The organism is Neorhizobium tunisiense, assembly GCF_039631515.1.
In the GTDB taxonomy this organism is placed as follows: domain Bacteria; phylum Pseudomonadota; class Alphaproteobacteria; order Rhizobiales; family Rhizobiaceae; genus Neorhizobium.
On the sequence record NZ_JBDIUU010000013.1, the window covers coordinates 39,388 to 56,101 of the forward strand.

Consider the following 16,714-nt stretch of genomic DNA (forward strand, 5'->3'; position numbering starts at 1 on the left):
CTCGTCAGGCGGTAAACAGGTTCCTGAACTGTGACGGCTGGCAGCGGAGATATTGCGGTGCCGGCTTCACCTGGGCGCCGAGTTCCGCTGCAGCATGCCAGGGCCAGCGCGGATCGTAGAGCACCGCGCGGGCGATCGCGACGATATCGGCATCGCCCGTCGAAACGATCGCTTCCGCCTGCGTCGGTTCGGTAATCAGCCCAACCGCCACGACCGGCATCTTCACCGCAGCCTTGACGGCGCGCGCCAGCGGCACCTGATAGTTCGGGCCGAGCGGGATTTTCTGCTCTATATGCAGCCCGCCGCTTGAGACGTGAATGGCGTCGCAGCCCTTTTCGTCCAGCACCTGGGCAAAAGCGACGGTCTGATCGATGTCGAGACCGCCCTCGACCCAGTCGGTCGCCGAGACGCGCACCGTGACCGCCTTGTCTGACGGAAAGGCCTGGCGCACCGCGTCAAAAACTTCCAGCGGAAAGCGCATGCGGTTTTCCAGCGACCCGCCATATTCGTCCGTGCGCTGGTTGGACAGCGGCGACAGGAACTGGTGCAGCAGGTAGCCATGCGCCGCATGGATCTGGATCGCATCGAGCCCGATCCTTGCGGCCCGCGCAGCGGAAGCCGCAAAGGCGTCACGAACCTTTTTCAGACCTTGCCTGTCGAGCGCGACCGGCGGCACGTATTTCGGATTGAACGGGATCGCCGAGGCCGACTCGGTCTGCCAGCCGTTTGCATGATCCGGAGCGATTTGGGCACCGCCGAACCAGGGCTTGTCGGTCGAGGCCTTGCGACCGGCATGGGCGAGTTGCACGGAAGTCGGCATGTCCGACCATTTGCGGATGCTGTCGATCGTGCGCGCCATAGCCCTCTCGGTGGCATCGTCGTAAAGCCCGACATCCGCATAGGTGATGCGGCCTTCGGGAGTGACCCCGGTCGCCTCGATCGTCAGAAGCGCTGCACCTGAGAGCGCTAGCTGGCCGAGATGGATGAGGTGCCAATCGGTCATGCAGCCGTCCTCGGCCGAGTACTGGCACATGGGTGCGATGACGATGCGGTTCGAGAGATCCAGATTGCGGACACGAAGGGGCGTGAAAAGTGTCGGTTGGGCCATGGCGGATTCCTTTGCGCGATCGGTGGCGCCGAAAGGGAGGATGGGTTGCGCCGGGACCGGTTCCGGCTTTGTGGCAAATCGCGCCCGGTGCTTCAAGTCACGCTGATGCGAGCGCCGCTCACCAGACGACCGGATGCGTCTCGCCGGTGAGCACGTTGACAAACCCGTCCGGCGCCCGTTCCGACGGCGCCACCAGCACCCAGCGCCAGGGTGAGCAGGTGAGTGTCGCAAACGACAGCCGTTCCGGGAAGCCCGGCCACCAGCGCGGCGAAAATGTCGGCTCGTACATCCAGTCGATCGTCTCGCCGGCCTTGTAGAGCGCCTGCATTTCCGCATCGAGTTCTTCTGCCGGCCGCGCCGTCATCAGCCCGCCGACCTCGTAGTGGACGCGGGCGATCACCTTGCCACCTGACACCAGTACCCATCCGCCCTGCTGTTCATTGAGCGCATTGGCGACCATCGCCATTGCCTCGTCGGAGGAGCCGACCACCCAGATATTATGCTTGTCATGACCGAGCGTCGAGCCGAGCGCGGTGTCCGGCGTGCGCGGTCCGGTGCCAAGCCAGAACATCTTTGAGACCCTGGCCTCGCCGGAGAACCGGTCGACGATCGAGAATTTGGTGACGTTGCGGCCTTGGTCGCGCTGCACTGCGCCGTCCTCGACCGACAGTTCCATGGTGATGAATTCGTCCGACCAGTGGAAGGGCCGCAGCAGCGCGGCATTCGCGGCGGCCCGATCCGCCGGTGCCTCAATGCGAAAATCGGCGGCGGTCACCTGCCGGTCGATCTTCACCGTCTTCGTCGCCCATTCCGGCCAGTCGATTTGCGGGCGTACACCGATGAAGCTTTTGCCTTCTGAAGCTTGCCTTCCATCGGCCCAGACCTTGGCGATCGACAGTTTCTGTACGTCGTCCAGCAGGACGATATCCGCAAACCGGCCCGGTGCGATCGATCCGACCCACGGCGTCAACCGCATATGGCGCGCGGGGTTGAGCGTCACGCACTGGATGGCGATTTCCGGCGCAAGCCCGTTCTCGATCGCGAGGCGCCCGTTGTAATCGGTGGCGCCTATCTTCAGCGTGTCGGAGGCACTGCGGTCGTCGGTGACGAAAGCCACTTGCGACCAGTCGGCGAGGTTCTTGTCGATCAAGCCGCGAATGACCTCCGGCAGCGAATGCGGCCGGAGTTCGATGAACAGCCCATGCTGCAGCTTCTGCCAGATCTCCTCCAGGAACCAGCCTTCATGATCGGAGGCAAGGCCGGCGGCGGCAAAGGCGTTGATCGACGGCAGGTCGCGCAAGCCAGCGCCATGCCCCTCGACCACGCCGCGGCTCTCGAAGGTGGCGCCGATCATGCCCCACAGTCGGTCATAGGAGGGGTTTGAGGGATCGGAGATCGACGGCCAGTCCATTACCTCGTCGAGACCGGCGACCATCAGGCTTTCGCGCATGAACTGCTTCTGCTCGTCATGACCGAAATACCCGCCGCCCCATTCATAGGCTGTCGGCGGCACCGCCGAGCCGGGGAGCGGAAAGATCTTCATCGGCGAGCCGCGGCGGCGCGCTTCAAGCCAGAATTCCAGGTTGCGGGCGCCGTTGACGTTCGAGAACTCGTGGCTCGCCTCGCAGGTCCAGGTGACCCCGTGCGGCATGACGAGCGCAGCTTCCCATTCCGGCGTCAGGTGGGAACTCTCGATATGCTTGTGCGCCTCGCCGAAACCCGGCACTGCGGAAAGGTCGGGCTCATGGCAACGTTCCGCCACCTCGCCCGCATAGCTGCCGGCCGGGCCGACATAGGCGATCCGCCGTCCCTTGATGACGATCTCCTGGTCATCGAGCCATGTCCTGCTGTGGACGTCGAGCAATCTGCCAACCCTCAACAGCCGGTCCGCCGGCCGTTTGCCGAGCGCCGTCAGCACCAGATCCTGGCGAATGCGGACTTCATCCGTCGCGTTGATCAGCAGGTCGTCGGGGAGGGGCGGGGAAACTGTCATCGGGAGAATGCCTGTCGGTTCGGATCGCCGGACCCTAAAGACGATGCCCGGGGGTGTAAACCATCGCAAACCGTGCATTGCTTATCACCTTCGGTCCGAAATCAACCTGTAGTATAAGATATTTCAAGCCTAAAGAAATTTGGTTCTTTGGTCGCCTATGCCTAATAATTGGGCTTGCAGCCGGACCGTTCAAAAAATAGTATCGCCCCCAATTCCCGGGGGTGCCCCAGGGGAGCATCAACGCCGCTTTTCGAAAAAAGGACACGCCTCATGAAGGCCACTCGTTTCACCCAATTGGCAACCCTTGCTCTCCTGGCGACGCTCGGCGGCACGGCGACGGCAAGCGCCCAGTCGAAGACGCTCACCATTTCCTGGTGGGGCTACAACGGCGAGAAGATGACCGCCAACATCATCGATCCGTTCAAGAAGATCTGCGGCTGCGACATCGTCTTCGAAACCGGCAACAATGCCGACCGCCTCAACAAGCTGAAGCTGCGCGACGGCAAGGGTGTCGACGTCATCTACCTGACCGACAGCTTCTCGCAGCTCGGCATCGAACAGGGCCTGTTCCAGCCGGTCGATCCGGCGAAGATCCCGAACCTTTCCGAAATCTACGAACTCGGCCGCGCGCCGCAGGGCAAATACGGCCCGGCCTACACGATCGGCCGCATCGGCCTCGTTTACGACTCGGCCAAGGTCAACCCGCCGATCACCTCCTGGAGCGACCTGTGGCGGCCGGACCTGAAGGGCTCGATCTCGCTGCCGGGCATCACCACCACGGCCGGCCCGATGGTCGTGGTGCAGGCCGGCAAACATGCCGGCGTCGATCCTTATACCGCGACCGACAAGGCGTTCGAAGCCGTCGAGGCCCTGAAGCCGAACGTCGTGAAGAACTACAATACCGGTTCGGAACTGGTGAACCTGATCTCGACCGGCGAAGTTCGCGTCGCGATCGGCCAGGACTTCACGCTCGCCTCGATGCAGGCGGCGGTCAAGACGATGACCTGGGCGAAGCTCAAGGACGGCGATATCGCCACGCTGAACACCGTCAACATCCCGAAGGGTTCGACGAATGTTGAGCTGGCCCACCAGTTCATCAACTTCATCCTGTCCAAGGACGTGCAGCAGAAGGAAGCCGAACAGGGCGTCGATGCGCCGATCTCCACCAAGGTCGTGCTCACCCCGGACCAGGCGAAGATCTGGACCTACGGCGCCGACCAGGTTGCGAGCCTCAGCCGTGTCGATTATGCCAAGATGAACGCCGCCAAGACCGACTGGATCGACCGCTGGAACGAAGTTTTCGGCAAGTAATCCCGGACGTTGCCCGATTGGCGACATGGTTGAAGTGAGAACGGAGCGCCGCTATCAACGCGGCGCTCCTGCCTTTGAAAGAGACTGTCGATGAACAAGCTTGCCAGATGGGGTTTGACGATGCCGGCGACGATCGCCGTTGTCCTGCTTCTGGTCATCCCCGTCGTGCTGACGATCGCCACCACATTCGGCGAGGCGGGCGGTCCGTTTTCCACCTATACGGCTTTCTTCAAGAGCGGCTTCCGCATGGCCGTCCTCTACCGCACCCTGCAGATCGCCCTTGTCACCACGGCGATCGCTCTCGTAGTCGGCTTCATCACGGCATACGTCATCGCCCAGATGCCGGGACGCCTGAAAAGCATCATGATCGTCGCCGCGGTCTTTCCGCTGCTGACCGGCGTCGTCGTCCGTTCCTTCGCCTGGCTGATCATCCTCGGCAAGAATGGCATCATCAACAGTTTCCTGATGTGGGCCGGCCTGATCGGCGAGCCCCTGTCGATGCTGTACACGCAAGGCTCCGTCATCGTCGCGATGGTCTATCTGTTCGTGCCGCTGATGATCCTGACCTTGGTCGGCGTGCTGGAGGGAATCCCGCGTGACCTTATCGAAGCAGCCGCCTCGCTCGGCGCCCGGCCGATCCCGACATTCCTTCAGGTCATCCTGCCGCTTGCGGCCCCGGGCCTCATCGTCGGCGCGGTGCTGGTCTTTACCGGCAGCTTCACCTCCTATGCGACCCCCCAGCTCCTCGGCGGTGAAAAGCAGATGATGATGGGCACATTCCTCTACCAGCGCGCCATGGTGACCTTCGACTGGGTCGGCGCGTCTACGATCGCCGCCATCATGGTGGTCATAACCATCGGCGTCGTGTTCATCATGAGCCGCATGGCACGCCGGCTTAACCCGATGGCAGTCTGATGGCGACGCGCATTCACCCCCTTCTCGGCGCTTTCGCCATTCTCGTCTTCTTCTTCCTGCTCGCGCCGCTGGTCATCATTGTCGGCTCTGCCCTCAGCGACACGACATTCCTGACCTTTCCGCCGCAGGGGCTGACGCTGCGCTGGTTCGCCAACATCTTCCAGATGGAGGCCTTTCGCCGCACGGCGATCACCAGCCTGCAGGTGGCGCTTCTCGGCACCGGCCTGTCGCTGCTGATCGGCATTCCGGCCGCTTACGCACTCAATCGTTATCGGGTCGAGTTGCCCCGTTGGCTATCGACGCTGTTCGTGCTGCCGATCCTGGTGCCGGAAATCGTCTTCGGTTTCGCGCTCCTGAAGTCGATCACCATAGGCCTCGGCCTGCCGGTCTTCATCAGCCTCGTTGTCGGCCATGCGCTGCTGATCCTGCCCTATTCGGTGCGCGTCGTCGGTGCCAGCCTCGCCTCCTTCGATTTCTCGATCGAGGAAGCCGCGAGAAGCCTCGGCTGCCCGCCGCTGAAAACCTTCATGACCGTGGTGCTGCCGAACATCCGTGCCGGCGTCATCGCGGCCTTCATCCTCGCCTTCATCACCTCCATCAACGACGTCTCGGTCTCCGTCTTCCTGACCGGCCCGGGCATTTCGACCCTGCCGATCCAGATTCTGGCGCATATGGAGCAGTTTTTCGACCCGACGATCGCTTCCGTTTCCGTGCTCCTGATGCTCGTGACCGTCGGCGTCATGGCGATCGTCGAAGCGACGCTCGGCCTTACATTTTTGACCAAGTAGGTTCCCTTGACCGTATCCCTCACCATCGAAAACCTCTCCGCCCATTACGGAACCACCCAGGTTCTGAAGGACCTGTCAATCTCCGTCGCGGCGGGCGAACTCGTATCCCTGCTTGGTTCCAGCGGCTGCGGCAAGACGACGACGCTGCGCCTCGTGGCGGGCTTCCTGCAGCCGACCGGCGGCCGGATTCGGCTCGGCGACCGCGACCTGACGACGCTGCCCGCCCATTCCCGCGATATCGGCCTCGTCTTTCAGAACTACGCGCTTTTTCCGCATCTGACCGTGCTGGAGAATGTTGCCTTCGGCCTGAAGCAACGCGGCCTTGCGAAGCCGGACCGCACGAAACGCGCGGCGGCGATGCTCGACCGCGTCGGGCTTGCGCCGCTCGCCGACCGCCTGCCCGCCGCCCTGTCCGGCGGCCAGAAACAGCGCGTCGCGCTCGCCCGTGCCCTGGTCATCGAGCCGCCGCTCCTGATGTTCGACGAACCGCTCTCCAATCTCGATGCAAAGCTCAGGATCGACATGCGCGTCGAGATCCGCCAGCTCCAGCGCGCCAACGGCACCACGTCGCTCTACGTCACCCACGATCAGGAAGAAGCGTTTTCGATCTCCGACCGCGTCGCGATCATGAATGCCGGCCGCATCCTGCAGCTCGATACGCCGGAAGTGCTCTACCAGAAGCCGGCCAGCGCCTTCGTCGCCCGCTTCGTGGGTTTCGAAAACCTGATCCCCATGAAGGTCGTCGAGCGCCAGGCGGCAATCGTCACGGCTGAAGCTGCCGGCGGCACGCGGCTTCATCTTTCCCAGGACCTGTTCGGCCCGATCAAGGATGATTTCATTCTGGCCTGCCGCGCCGACGGGCTTGCTGTCCGCCGCGAGGGCGAAGGCATTCCGGCGGTGCTTGGGACGCGCACCTATCTCGGCCGGGCCTATCAATACAAATGCGAAACGGCCGCGGGCGAAATCACTGCCAACGGTCCGCTTTCCGACCCGTTGGATGCCGGCGCCCAGGCGGTCCTTACCCCGCTGCCGGAACAGTGCTGCATCCTCGGTCCGGAAGACTGAGCCGGAAATAGCACAAGCACAGAGCCGTTTGCCGGGGGCGTTGACGCAAGTCAAACCCCCGAAGCGGTCCGTATGTCAGCACATCATGGTCACAATCCTTCAACCGGCAGCGTAGTTGCGCTGTGAGGCTAAAGACCATGAATTACGTCTCAGAAACAATTTGGCTGGCGATCGGCACCTTCCTGGCGTTGCTCGCAGCCGCCTATGCCCATGACAGCCTGTTTGCGGCCCACATGTGGGTCCTATTCTTCGTGCTGTTGCTCAGCACGGTCGTTTTGCTGCGCAAGGCTTCCTTCGCGCCGCAAAGATTCGCGGTGCGCCCGCCGGCAAAATCTGAATATTTCGACGAGGTGGTCAAATACGGCACCATCGCCACGGTCTTCTGGGGCGTCGTTGGTTTCCTGGTCGGCGTCGTCGTCGCACTCCAGCTTGCCTTCCCGGACCTGAACATCGAACCCTGGTTCAATTTCGGCCGCCTGCGGCCGCTGCATACCTCGGCTGTCGTCTTCGCCTTCGGCGGCAATGCACTGATCACCACGTCCTTTTATGTGGTCCAGCGCACCTGTCGGGCCCGCCTTTTCGGCGGCAACCTCGCTTGGTACGTGTTCTGGGGCTACCAGCTCTTCATCGTCATGGCGGCGACCGGCTATCTGCTCGGCATCACCCAGGCGCGCGAATATGCCGAGCCGGAATGGTATGTGGACCTCTTCCTGACGGTCGTCTGGGTCGCCTATCTCGCCGTCTTCCTCGGCACGATCCTGATGCGCAAGGAGCCGCACATCTACGTGGCGAACTGGTTCTATCTCGCCTTCATCGTGACCATCGCCATGCTGCATGTGGTGAACAACCTGGCCGTCCCGGTCTCCTTCCTCGGCGTGAAGAGCTATTCGGCCTTTTCGGGCGTGCAGGATGCGCTGACCCAATGGTGGTACGGGCATAACGCGGTCGGTTTCTTCCTGACCGCGGGCTTCCTCGGGATGATGTATTATTTCGTGCCGAAGCAGGTCAATCGCCCGGTCTATTCCTACCGGCTGTCGATCATCCACTTCTGGGCGCTGATCTTCCTCTATATCTGGGCCGGTCCGCACCACCTGCACTATACCGCGCTGCCCGATTGGGCCCAGACGCTGGGCATGGTCTTCTCCATCATGCTCTGGATGCCCTCCTGGGGCGGCATGATCAACGGACTGATGACGCTCTCGGGCGCCTGGGACAAGATCCGCACCGATCCGATCGTCCGCATGATGATCATCGCCATCGCCTTCTATGGCATGTCGACCTTCGAAGGTCCGATGATGTCGATCAAGGCGGTCAACTCGCTCAGCCACTATACGGACTGGACGATCGGCCACGTGCATTCCGGTGCGCTCGGCTGGGTTGGCATGATCAGCTTCGGCGCGGTCTACTACATGACGCCAAAGCTCTGGAACCGCGAGCGCCTCTACAGTCTCGACCTCGTCAACTGGCACTTCTGGCTCGCCACCCTCGGCATCGTCGTCTACGCCGCCGTCATGTGGGTTGCCGGCGTCCAGCAGGGCCTGATGTGGCGCGAATACGACAACCAGGGCTTCCTCGTCTATTCCTTCGCGGAAACGGTCGCGGCCATGTTCCCTTACTACCTGCTGCGTGCGGTAGGCGGCGCCATGTACCTCGCCGGCGGGCTCATCATGGCCTTCAACGTCACCATGACCATCCTCGGTTACCAACGGCAGGAGCGGGTTCGGGGTGATGCTTCCCCCGCCGCTCTCCAGCCGGCCGAATAAGGAGGGACATCCATGTCCATTCTCGACAAACACCACTACATCGAACGCAATGCGACCCTGCTCCTGGTCGGCTCGCTGCTCGTCGTCTCGATCGGCGGCATCGTGGAAATCGCACCACTCTTCTATCTCGAAAACACCATCGAGAAGGTGGAAGGCATGCGGCCCTACTCGCCGCTCGAGCTTGCCGGGCGCGATATCTACATCCGCGAAGGCTGTTATGTCTGCCATAGCCAGATGATCCGCCCCTTCCGCGACGAGGTGGAGCGCTACGGTCACTACAGTCTGGCGGCCGAATCCATGTACGACCATCCGTTCCAGTGGGGATCGAAGCGCACGGGCCCGGATCTCGCCCGCGTCGGTGACCGCTATTCCAACGAATGGCACGTCCAGCACCTGATCGAACCACGCGATGTCGTGCCGGAATCGGTGATGCCGAGCTACGCCTTCCTCAAGGAGACGCCGCTCAAGATCACCGACGTTTCCATGGGCTTGAAGGCGAGCCGCGCCGTCGGCGTCCCCTATTCGGACGAGATGGTGGCGAGCGCCAAGGCGGATCTTTCGGCCCAGGCCGATCCGAATGCCGACACGTCCGGCCTGCTGGCCCGGTATCCCAAGGCCAAGGTCGGCGATTTCGACGGCAACGCCCAGAGCCTCACCGAGATGGATGCACTGGTCGCCTATCTGCAGATGCTCGGCACGCTGGTCGATTTCTCGACCTATGACGATGCCGCCGGTTACCGCTGAGGAGGAAAAGCCATGGAATTCTACACGGCCATGCGCCATTTCGCCGATAGCTGGGGCCTGCTCGCCATGACCCTGTTCTTCCTCGGCGTTCTCGTCTTCACCTTGCGCCCCGGCGCGAAAGCCTCTGCAGATGAGGCCGCCCGGATCCCTCTGAAGGAGGATTGAACATGCCAGGAAAACATATGGCGGAAAAACATATCGACCAACTGAGCGGCGTTGAGACCACCGGCCACGAGTGGGACGGCATCCGCGAACTCAACAACCCGCTGCCGCGCTGGTGGCTCTGGACATTCTATGCCTGCATCCTGTGGTCGATCGGTTATGCGATCGCTTATCCGTCCATCCCGCTGCTGACCGACGCGACGAAAGGCCTGCTCGGATATTCGAGCCGTGCCGAGCTTACGGCAGATCTCGATGGTGCCAAGATCGCCCAGGGCGGCATCCTGGAGAAAATCTCCGGTTCGTCGCTGGAGGAGATCGTCGCCGATCCACAGCTCAGCCAATTCGCAACCGCAGGCGGCGCCGCTGCCTTCCGTGTCAACTGCACCCCATGTCACGGCACGGGTGCGGCCGGCGGACGGGGATACCCCAACCTCAACGACGACGACTGGCTTTGGGGCGGTGATATCAACGCCCTCTACCAGACGATCGCCCATGGCATCCGTGATCCCGCCGACGGGGAGACCCGCATCTCCGAAATGCCGGCCTTCACGGATATGCTGAAGCCGGACGAGGTGCGCCAGGTCGCCGCCTATGTGGTGAGCCTTACCGGAACCCCGCGCGACCCGTCGATGATCGACGCCGGAAAACAGCTCTTCGCCGACAACTGCGTCTCCTGCCATGGCGAAAAGGCCGAGGGCAACCGCGACCTTGGTGGGCCGAGCCTTGCCGACGCCATCTGGCTGAAGGTCCATGGCGAAGCGGATATTGCCAGGCAAATCCAGAGCCCGAAACACGGTGTCATGCCTGCCTGGGAAGCCCGCCTCGGCGACGTGGCCGTCAAGCAGCTCGCTGTCTACATCCACTCGCTGGGCGGCGGGGAGTGATCAGGCTTCTCCCGAGAGATACCGCAGTTCGATACTGGCCGGGGCACGAATGCCCCGGTCGTTCGTCAGGAAGACGTGGCATTGCAAAGCTTCGGCGGTAGCGACGTGGATGGCGTCTATGAGCTTCATGTTGAACTCAACACCGAGTTCGGCAGCGCGTTTGATGAGAGCCAGACTGACAGGCTCGAGCGAGATAAACTCGGCATTGCTCAAAATGGCGACGAAAACGGCGGAGACATCCGGGGCATCGCGAGGTACCCCGCGCAGGCATTCCCCCAACGTGATCTCGCTGGAAAATAGCCTCCATTCACTTCTGATGAAGGCCATTACGGCGTTTTCAGCCAGGGATTTGAACTCGGGCGAGCCATCGACGTAGTAGATCAGGACATTGCTGTCGACATAGACCTTACTGGTCATATTTTCGATCTTCGCGGAATTCGCGGATTTGGCGATCGATCTCTTCCGCGGATCGGCCGGGACGTCCCAGCGCATCGATCCGCGCAGACATTTCGCGGAGGAAAGCCAGCCGTCTCTCTATAGCCGACCGATCCTGCGCGTCGATGGTTGGGGGAAGGTCTTTCAGCTTCTCGACGACGACCTCTGCACGTGAACGATTGATACGAGCGGCGGCGGCATCAATCCGCGACAGCATCTCGTCGTCCACTTCGATTTCCAGCTTGTGCAGGCCCATGGTCTTCTCCCGGTTACGGACGACAATAGTGCATTTTGCATGTCCCCGCCAGAATGTCGCGGTCTGCTCCCTCGCCCGGTTGACTTTGGTCAAGGGAGATTGCCTGCCCCGGTGCGAGAATATGGTCACAAAGGATTGGCCAATGAATCTCTACACAGCCTCCCACCTGGAGCAGAACGGATCGTCCGTCGAACGCATCGATGTCCAGCCCGTGCATTCTCCGGGCCAGCCGCTTTACGAGAAGCGCAAGAAGATATTTCCGAAACGAGCCGAAGGGCGGTTCCGCCGCTTCAAGTGGCTGGTGATGCTGATCACTCTTGGCATCTATTACCTCACTCCCTGGATCCGCTGGGACCGCGGCCCCTTCGCACCCGACCAGGCGGTGCTCGTCGACCTCGCAAACCGCCGTTTCTATTTCTTCTTCATCGAGATCTGGCCGCAGGAATTTTTCTACGTTGCCGGGCTTCTGGTCATGGCCGGTTTCGGCCTTTTCCTGGTGACCTCGGCCGTCGGCCGTGCCTGGTGCGGTTACACCTGTCCGCAGACGGTCTGGGTCGATCTCTTCCTGGTCGTCGAGCGCTTCATCGAGGGTGACCGCAATGCCCGCATCAAGCTCGATGCCGCGCCCTGGAGCCTCAGCAAGCTCTGGAAGCGGGTCACCAAACACGCCACGTGGCTGGCGATCGCGGTCGCGACGGGCGGCGCCTGGATCTTCTATTTTGCCGATGCGCCCTCGCTCGCCTTCGATTTCGTCACGGGTCAAGCGGCGCTGGTCGCCTATTCGACCGTGGCAGTTCTGACAGCGACGACCTATCTGCTCGGCGGGTTGATGCGCGAACAGGTCTGCATCTACATGTGCCCCTGGCCGCGCATCCAGGCCGCAATGGTGGACGAGAGCTCGCTGGTCGTCACTTATAACGACTGGCGCGGCGAGCCGCGCAGCCGCCATGCAAAGAAGGCGCTAGCAACCGGACAGCCGGTCGGCGATTGTGTCGATTGCAACGCCTGCGTGGCGGTCTGTCCCATGGGCATCGACATCCGCGAGGGGCAGCAGATGGCCTGCATCACCTGCGCGCTCTGCATCGACGCCTGCGACGGCGTGATGGACAAGATCGGCAAGCCGCGCGGCCTGATCGCCTATGCGACGCTCGACGAGTACGAGACGAACATGGCGCTCGCGACAAACGGCGGCACGACGGCGATCGACCCGGCGCAGGTGCGCAATCCGGACGGCTCCTTCATCGACAAGGTCCGCCACTTCGACTGGAGGGTGATCTTCAGGGCCCGCACTCTGATCTATCTCGGCGTCTGGTCGGCGGTCGGCCTCGGCCTCGTCTTCGCGCTCCTGTCGCGAGACCGGTTGGAGGTCAATGTTCTCCATGATCGTAATCCGCAATTCGTCCTGGAATCGGACGGTTCCATCCGCAACGGCTACACGATCCGGCTGCTCAACATGATCCCGGAGCCGCGCACGATCATGGTCTCGATGGAAGGCCTGCCCGAAGCGACGATGAAGATCTCGGGCGTCACGGATGTTCCGGGCCGTCTCTTCGCGGTGCAGGTGGAGCCTGACAAGACGCTTGCCTTGAAGGTCTTCGTGACCCTGCCCAAGGATGCCGTTTCCTCCGAGGCCGTCGATTTCCACTTCATTGCCGAAGACCGGTCGAGCCATGAAAAGGACAGCTATTCAGCGGTCTTCAACACCCCGGGAGCCAGAAAATGAGCCCGACGAAAATGAACGCAATCCCAGCAAAACCCTTCGTCTTCACCGGCTGGCATATGCTCGGCGTGCTGGTGCTCTTTTTCGGCACCATCATCTCGGTCAATTTCTACATGGCCTACAACGCGGTCATCAGCTGGAGCGGGCTGGTGGCGGAAAACACCTATGTCGCCAGCCAGCAGTTCAACGGCAAGGCGGCCGAGGCGCGGACCCTGACGGCCACGGGCGTCACCGGCCGTATCACCGTCACGGGCTCCGAGGTTCGCTACGAGGTCTTCCACCCGAAAGAGGGGCCGGTGACGGCCGATATGCTGACGCTCAGGTTCAAGCGGCCGGTCGGTGAACATCAGGATTTCGAACTCGACCTGATTCCCGTTGGCAAGGGGATCTTCACGGCCACCCATGAAATCCTGCCGGGCCACTGGATCGTCGATGCGAGCGCCATCCGGAACGGCAAGCGCATCCTGCATCAGGCCGAACGCATCGCCGTCTTGAGGAGCGCGGAATGAGCTGCTGCGCGCCTGGAACGGAAGGGTATCTGGATCGCCCGCTTCCCTCGTCCGAGGAGCTGACGCTGTCCAGCCGGACGATCTCGCCGGGGCTGCGCCAGACCGATCTCAGCGTCCCGCAGGTCCATTGCGGCACCTGCATCGCGGCGATCGAAAAGGCGCTCAATGCGCTGCCGTCGGTAGAGCGGGCACGGGTCAATCTGTCCACCAAACGCGTCTCGATCGTCTGGCGGGAAAAGACCGGAGACGACGCCACGGATCCGGTCGAGCTGGTCAGGGCCATCGTCGATGCCACCGGTTACGATGCACATCTTTTTTCGAATGCCGAGGAAGTCGGCGAGAAGCTGCAGCGCGACCTGATCCGCGCCGTCGCCCTCTGCGGCTTTGCGGCAGCCAACATCATGCTGCTCTCGGTCTCCGTCTGGTCGGGCGCCGATGCCTCGACGCGTGACATGTTCCATTGGATATCGGCGCTGATCGCCGCGCCGGCGCTGATCTATGGCGGCCGTTTCTTCTATCAGTCTGCCTGGAATGCGCTTCGCCGCGGCCGCACCAACATGGACGTACCGATCGCGCTCGCCATCACGCTGTCATACGCGGTGTCGCTCTGGGAAACCATGCATCACGGCGAACACGCCTGGTTCGATGCGACCGTCTCGCTGTTGTTTTTCCTGCTGATCGGCCGCACGCTGGACCACATCATGCGCGACCGGGCGCGGGCCGCGATCAGCGGCCTTGCGCGCCTGTCGCCCCGCGGCGCCACCGTCATAGGTCCGGAAGGCTCGCGTGAATATCGCCCCGTGGACGAAATCCGGCCCGGAGACCGGGTGGCGATCGCCGCCGGTGAGCGGGTGCCGGTCGATGGCTTCGTCGAAAGCGGGGCAAGCGATATCGATGTATCGATCGTCAACGGCGAAAGCGCACCAAGGCCGGTCAGGGTCGGCGATGTGATACAGGCCGGGACGCTCAGCCTCACCGGCTCGCTGGTGCTGAAGGCGACGGCCGCCGCCAAGGATTCCTTCCTGTCCGAAGTCATTTCGCTGATGGAAGCGGCCGAGGGCGGGCGGGCGCGTTACCGCCGGATCGCCGATCGCGCGGCCCAATATTATTCTCCGGCCGTCCACTTCCTGGCGCTCGCCGCCTTTCTCGCCTGGGGCTTCATCGGTGGTGACTGGAAACACGCGATGCTGGTGGCCATCGCCGTGCTGATCATCACCTGCCCCTGCGCGCTCGGCCTCGCCGTGCCCGTGGTGCAGGTCGTCGCAGCCGGCCGGCTGTTCAGGAACGGCATCATGGTCAAGGACGGTTCGGCCATGGAGCGGCTTGCCGAAATCGATACCGTGCTTTTCGACAAGACCGGCACGCTGACCCTCGGGCGGCCCCGGCTGCTGGATGCGGAGCGGTTCGACAGGAAGCAGCTCGCTTTGGCCGCCGGCCTTGCCGTCCATTCACGCCACCCTCTCTCGCAGGCGCTCGCGCTGGCGGTATCCGGCCCAGTCGCGGTCTTCGAAACGGTCACCGAAATCCCGGGTCGGGGCCTCGAAGCGGCAGCGCCGGCAGGCATCTATCGCCTCGGCAACCGGCGCTTCGCCTTGTCCGTGCCGGACGACGGAAGCCCGGGCAATAGCGTGACGGAAACGGTTCTTTCGCTCGACGCCGAGGAGATCGCCACCTTCCGCTTCGACGATTCGCTGCGCCCCGGCGCGCAGGCCGCGACGGCATCCCTTGCCGCCGGCGGTTTCGAGACCGGTATCCTCTCCGGCGACAGGCGCCGGGTAGTTGCCGATCTCGCGACCCGCCTCGGCGTCGAACATTGGCAGGCGGAGCTTTCGCCGAAACAGAAGGCGGAGTTCTGCACGTCGCTGGCGGCGAGCGGCCGCAAGGTGCTGATGGTCGGCGACGGCATCAACGATGCGCCGGCGCTTGCCGCAGCGCATGTTTCGATCGCGCCGGCGACAGCGGCGGATGTCGGCCGCCAGGCCGCCGACTTCGTGTTCATGCGCGACAGCCTCGAAGCAGTGCCGCTGGCGATCGATATATCGCGGCGTGCGGGCCGGCTGATCCGCGAAAATTTCGCGCTCGCCATCGGCTACAATGTCATCGCCGTGCCGATCGCGCTTGCCGGTTATGCGACGCCGCTGATTGCCGCCGTTGCCATGTCCACGTCGTCGATCATCGTTGTCGCCAACGCCCTGCGGCTCAGCGGATCGGGAAGCGCCGACGAGGCCGATGCGGCGGGAAGCCATGGTGAAGCAAAATTTCCGCCTAGTGAGGCCCGCGTCGCATGAACATGCTCATCTACCTCATCCCGATTGCGCTTTTCCTCGGGGGGCTTGGCCTCTTCGCCTTTCTCTGGTCGTTGAAGAGCGGCCAGTACGACGATCTCGAAGGCGCCTCCTGGCGCGTGCTGCGGGACGATCCGCCGGACTAGCCGGTGGCCTCCGACAAGCTTCGGCGCCGAATACGGGCGCCAGACCGCATACCGCGCTCGCTCTCAAAGTCTCAGGAATGGGCGTCGCCGGCGGTTTTCTTGCCGAGAGCACTGTCGTGAGGCATTCTTTTGGTTGAACTGCCAGCAAACGGCATCTGCGCTGCAAGGACGGCGACCTTCACGAAAGGAATTCGATGCGTTTTATCAATCCCATTCCTTTCGTCCGTGACATAAATCACTCGAAAGCGTTTTACCAGGACAGGCTCGGGCTGAGGATACTGGAGGATTTCGGAGATTGCGTACTCTTCGAAACTGGTTTTGCAATCCATGAAGGGAGTTCGCTCGAGCAAACGATTTGGCGGGATGACTCTGTTGCGAAGGAACCCTATGGACGGAGAAATTTGTTGCTATATTTCGAACATGAGGATGTCGATGCGGCCTTCGAAAACATCGCGCCGCATGTGGAATTGATCCATCCGGTAGAGCGGCAAGCTTGGGGACAGCGAGTCTTCCGCTTTTATGATCCCGACGGACACGCAATAGAGATCGGTGAACCACAAAGGCTAGGCCCTTCAGGGAGTTCGCAGAAACTTTGAACTTTCGGCAGAATCTGAGGCGCTGGCCGCAGAT

The 16,714-nt window shown here is 62.4% G+C and carries 17 protein-coding genes; 13 read left to right on the forward strand and 4 right to left on the reverse strand.

The window, feature by feature from the left end:
- Window positions 1-4 precede the first annotated feature (4 nt).
- Window positions 5-1,108: an NADH:flavin oxidoreductase/NADH oxidase gene (locus ABCW43_RS28140; RefSeq protein ID WP_345930638.1), complete on the reverse strand. Its 1,104-nt coding sequence runs from the start codon at window positions 1,106-1,108 to the stop codon at window positions 5-7.
- Between the two features lie 118 nt (window positions 1,109-1,226).
- Complete coding sequence (locus tag ABCW43_RS28145; RefSeq protein WP_445739019.1) at window positions 1,227-3,101, reverse strand: adenine deaminase; 1,875 nt, start codon at window positions 3,099-3,101, stop codon at window positions 1,227-1,229.
- A gap of 270 nt (window positions 3,102-3,371) precedes the next feature.
- On the opposite strand from ABCW43_RS28145, the gene ABCW43_RS28150 reads away from it, so the two are divergent.
- The 8 genes from ABCW43_RS28150 (at window position 3,372) to ccoP (ending at window position 10,733) form a co-directional block, all read left to right on the forward strand.
- Window positions 3,372-4,412 carry an ABC transporter substrate-binding protein gene (locus ABCW43_RS28150; protein WP_345930640.1) on the forward strand — a complete coding sequence of 347 codons (1,041 nt, stop codon included), beginning with the start codon at window positions 3,372-3,374 and terminating at the stop codon, window positions 4,410-4,412.
- A gap of 90 nt (window positions 4,413-4,502) precedes the next feature.
- Window positions 4,503-5,327 (forward strand): ABC transporter permease, encoded by an 825-nt coding sequence (locus ABCW43_RS28155; protein WP_345930641.1) that lies wholly within the window; start codon window positions 4,503-4,505, stop codon window positions 5,325-5,327.
- Window positions 5,324-6,115 (forward strand): ABC transporter permease, encoded by a 792-nt coding sequence (locus ABCW43_RS28160; protein ID WP_037086550.1) that lies wholly within the window; start codon window positions 5,324-5,326, stop codon window positions 6,113-6,115. The genes ABCW43_RS28155 and ABCW43_RS28160 overlap by 4 nt, the downstream gene beginning before the upstream one ends.
- Before the next feature lie 6 nt (window positions 6,116-6,121).
- Window positions 6,122-7,180, forward strand: a complete 1,059-nt coding sequence (locus tag ABCW43_RS28165; protein ID WP_345930642.1) for an ABC transporter ATP-binding protein — start codon at window positions 6,122-6,124, stop codon at window positions 7,178-7,180.
- A gap of 137 nt (window positions 7,181-7,317) precedes the next feature.
- Entirely contained in the window at window positions 7,318-8,943 is a 1,626-nt protein-coding gene (ccoN, locus tag ABCW43_RS28170; protein WP_345930643.1) for a cytochrome-c oxidase, cbb3-type subunit I, read from the forward strand.
- Between the two features lie 12 nt (window positions 8,944-8,955).
- Window positions 8,956-9,687: a cytochrome-c oxidase, cbb3-type subunit II gene (gene ccoO, locus ABCW43_RS28175; RefSeq protein WP_345930644.1), complete on the forward strand. Its 732-nt coding sequence runs from the start codon at window positions 8,956-8,958 to the stop codon at window positions 9,685-9,687.
- 12 nt (window positions 9,688-9,699) lie between these two features.
- Entirely contained in the window at window positions 9,700-9,852 is a 153-nt protein-coding gene (locus ABCW43_RS28180) for a CcoQ/FixQ family Cbb3-type cytochrome c oxidase assembly chaperone (protein ID WP_007762698.1), read from the forward strand.
- A gap of 17 nt (window positions 9,853-9,869) precedes the next feature.
- Complete coding sequence (ccoP, locus tag ABCW43_RS28185) at window positions 9,870-10,733, forward strand: cytochrome-c oxidase, cbb3-type subunit III (RefSeq protein WP_345930691.1); 864 nt, start codon at window positions 9,870-9,872, stop codon at window positions 10,731-10,733.
- Here ccoP and ABCW43_RS28190 read toward each other — a convergent pair whose 3' ends face one another.
- Both ABCW43_RS28190 and ABCW43_RS28195 read right to left on the reverse strand, forming a co-directional pair.
- Entirely contained in the window at window positions 10,734-11,150 is a 417-nt protein-coding gene (locus tag ABCW43_RS28190) for a type II toxin-antitoxin system VapC family toxin (RefSeq protein WP_345930645.1), read from the reverse strand.
- Entirely contained in the window at window positions 11,140-11,424 is a 285-nt protein-coding gene (locus ABCW43_RS28195) for a hypothetical protein (RefSeq protein WP_345930646.1), read from the reverse strand. The genes ABCW43_RS28190 and ABCW43_RS28195 overlap by 11 nt, the downstream gene beginning before the upstream one ends.
- Before the next feature lie 142 nt (window positions 11,425-11,566).
- Here ABCW43_RS28195 and ccoG point away from each other — a divergent pair, with 142 nt between their 5' ends.
- The 5 genes from ccoG (at window position 11,567) to ABCW43_RS28220 (ending at window position 16,680) form a co-directional block, all read left to right on the forward strand.
- Entirely contained in the window at window positions 11,567-13,147 is a 1,581-nt protein-coding gene (gene ccoG / locus ABCW43_RS28200; protein ID WP_345930647.1) for a cytochrome c oxidase accessory protein CcoG, read from the forward strand.
- A complete protein-coding gene (locus tag ABCW43_RS28205) occupies window positions 13,144-13,653 on the forward strand; it encodes a FixH family protein (protein WP_345930648.1) in 510 nt (169 codons plus the stop codon). Before ccoG ends, ABCW43_RS28205 begins: the two co-directional genes overlap by 4 nt.
- Window positions 13,650-15,941 carry a cation-translocating P-type ATPase gene (locus tag ABCW43_RS28210; protein WP_345930649.1) on the forward strand — a complete coding sequence of 764 codons (2,292 nt, stop codon included), beginning with the start codon at window positions 13,650-13,652 and terminating at the stop codon, window positions 15,939-15,941. Before ABCW43_RS28205 ends, ABCW43_RS28210 begins: the two co-directional genes overlap by 4 nt.
- Window positions 15,938-16,084 carry a cbb3-type cytochrome oxidase assembly protein CcoS gene (gene ccoS / locus ABCW43_RS28215; RefSeq protein ID WP_345930650.1) on the forward strand — a complete coding sequence of 49 codons (147 nt, stop codon included), beginning with the start codon at window positions 15,938-15,940 and terminating at the stop codon, window positions 16,082-16,084. The genes ABCW43_RS28210 and ccoS overlap by 4 nt, the downstream gene beginning before the upstream one ends.
- 194 nt (window positions 16,085-16,278) lie before the next feature.
- Window positions 16,279-16,680, forward strand: a complete 402-nt coding sequence (locus tag ABCW43_RS28220) for a VOC family protein (protein WP_080955874.1) — start codon at window positions 16,279-16,281, stop codon at window positions 16,678-16,680.
- Window positions 16,681-16,714 lie beyond the last annotated feature (34 nt).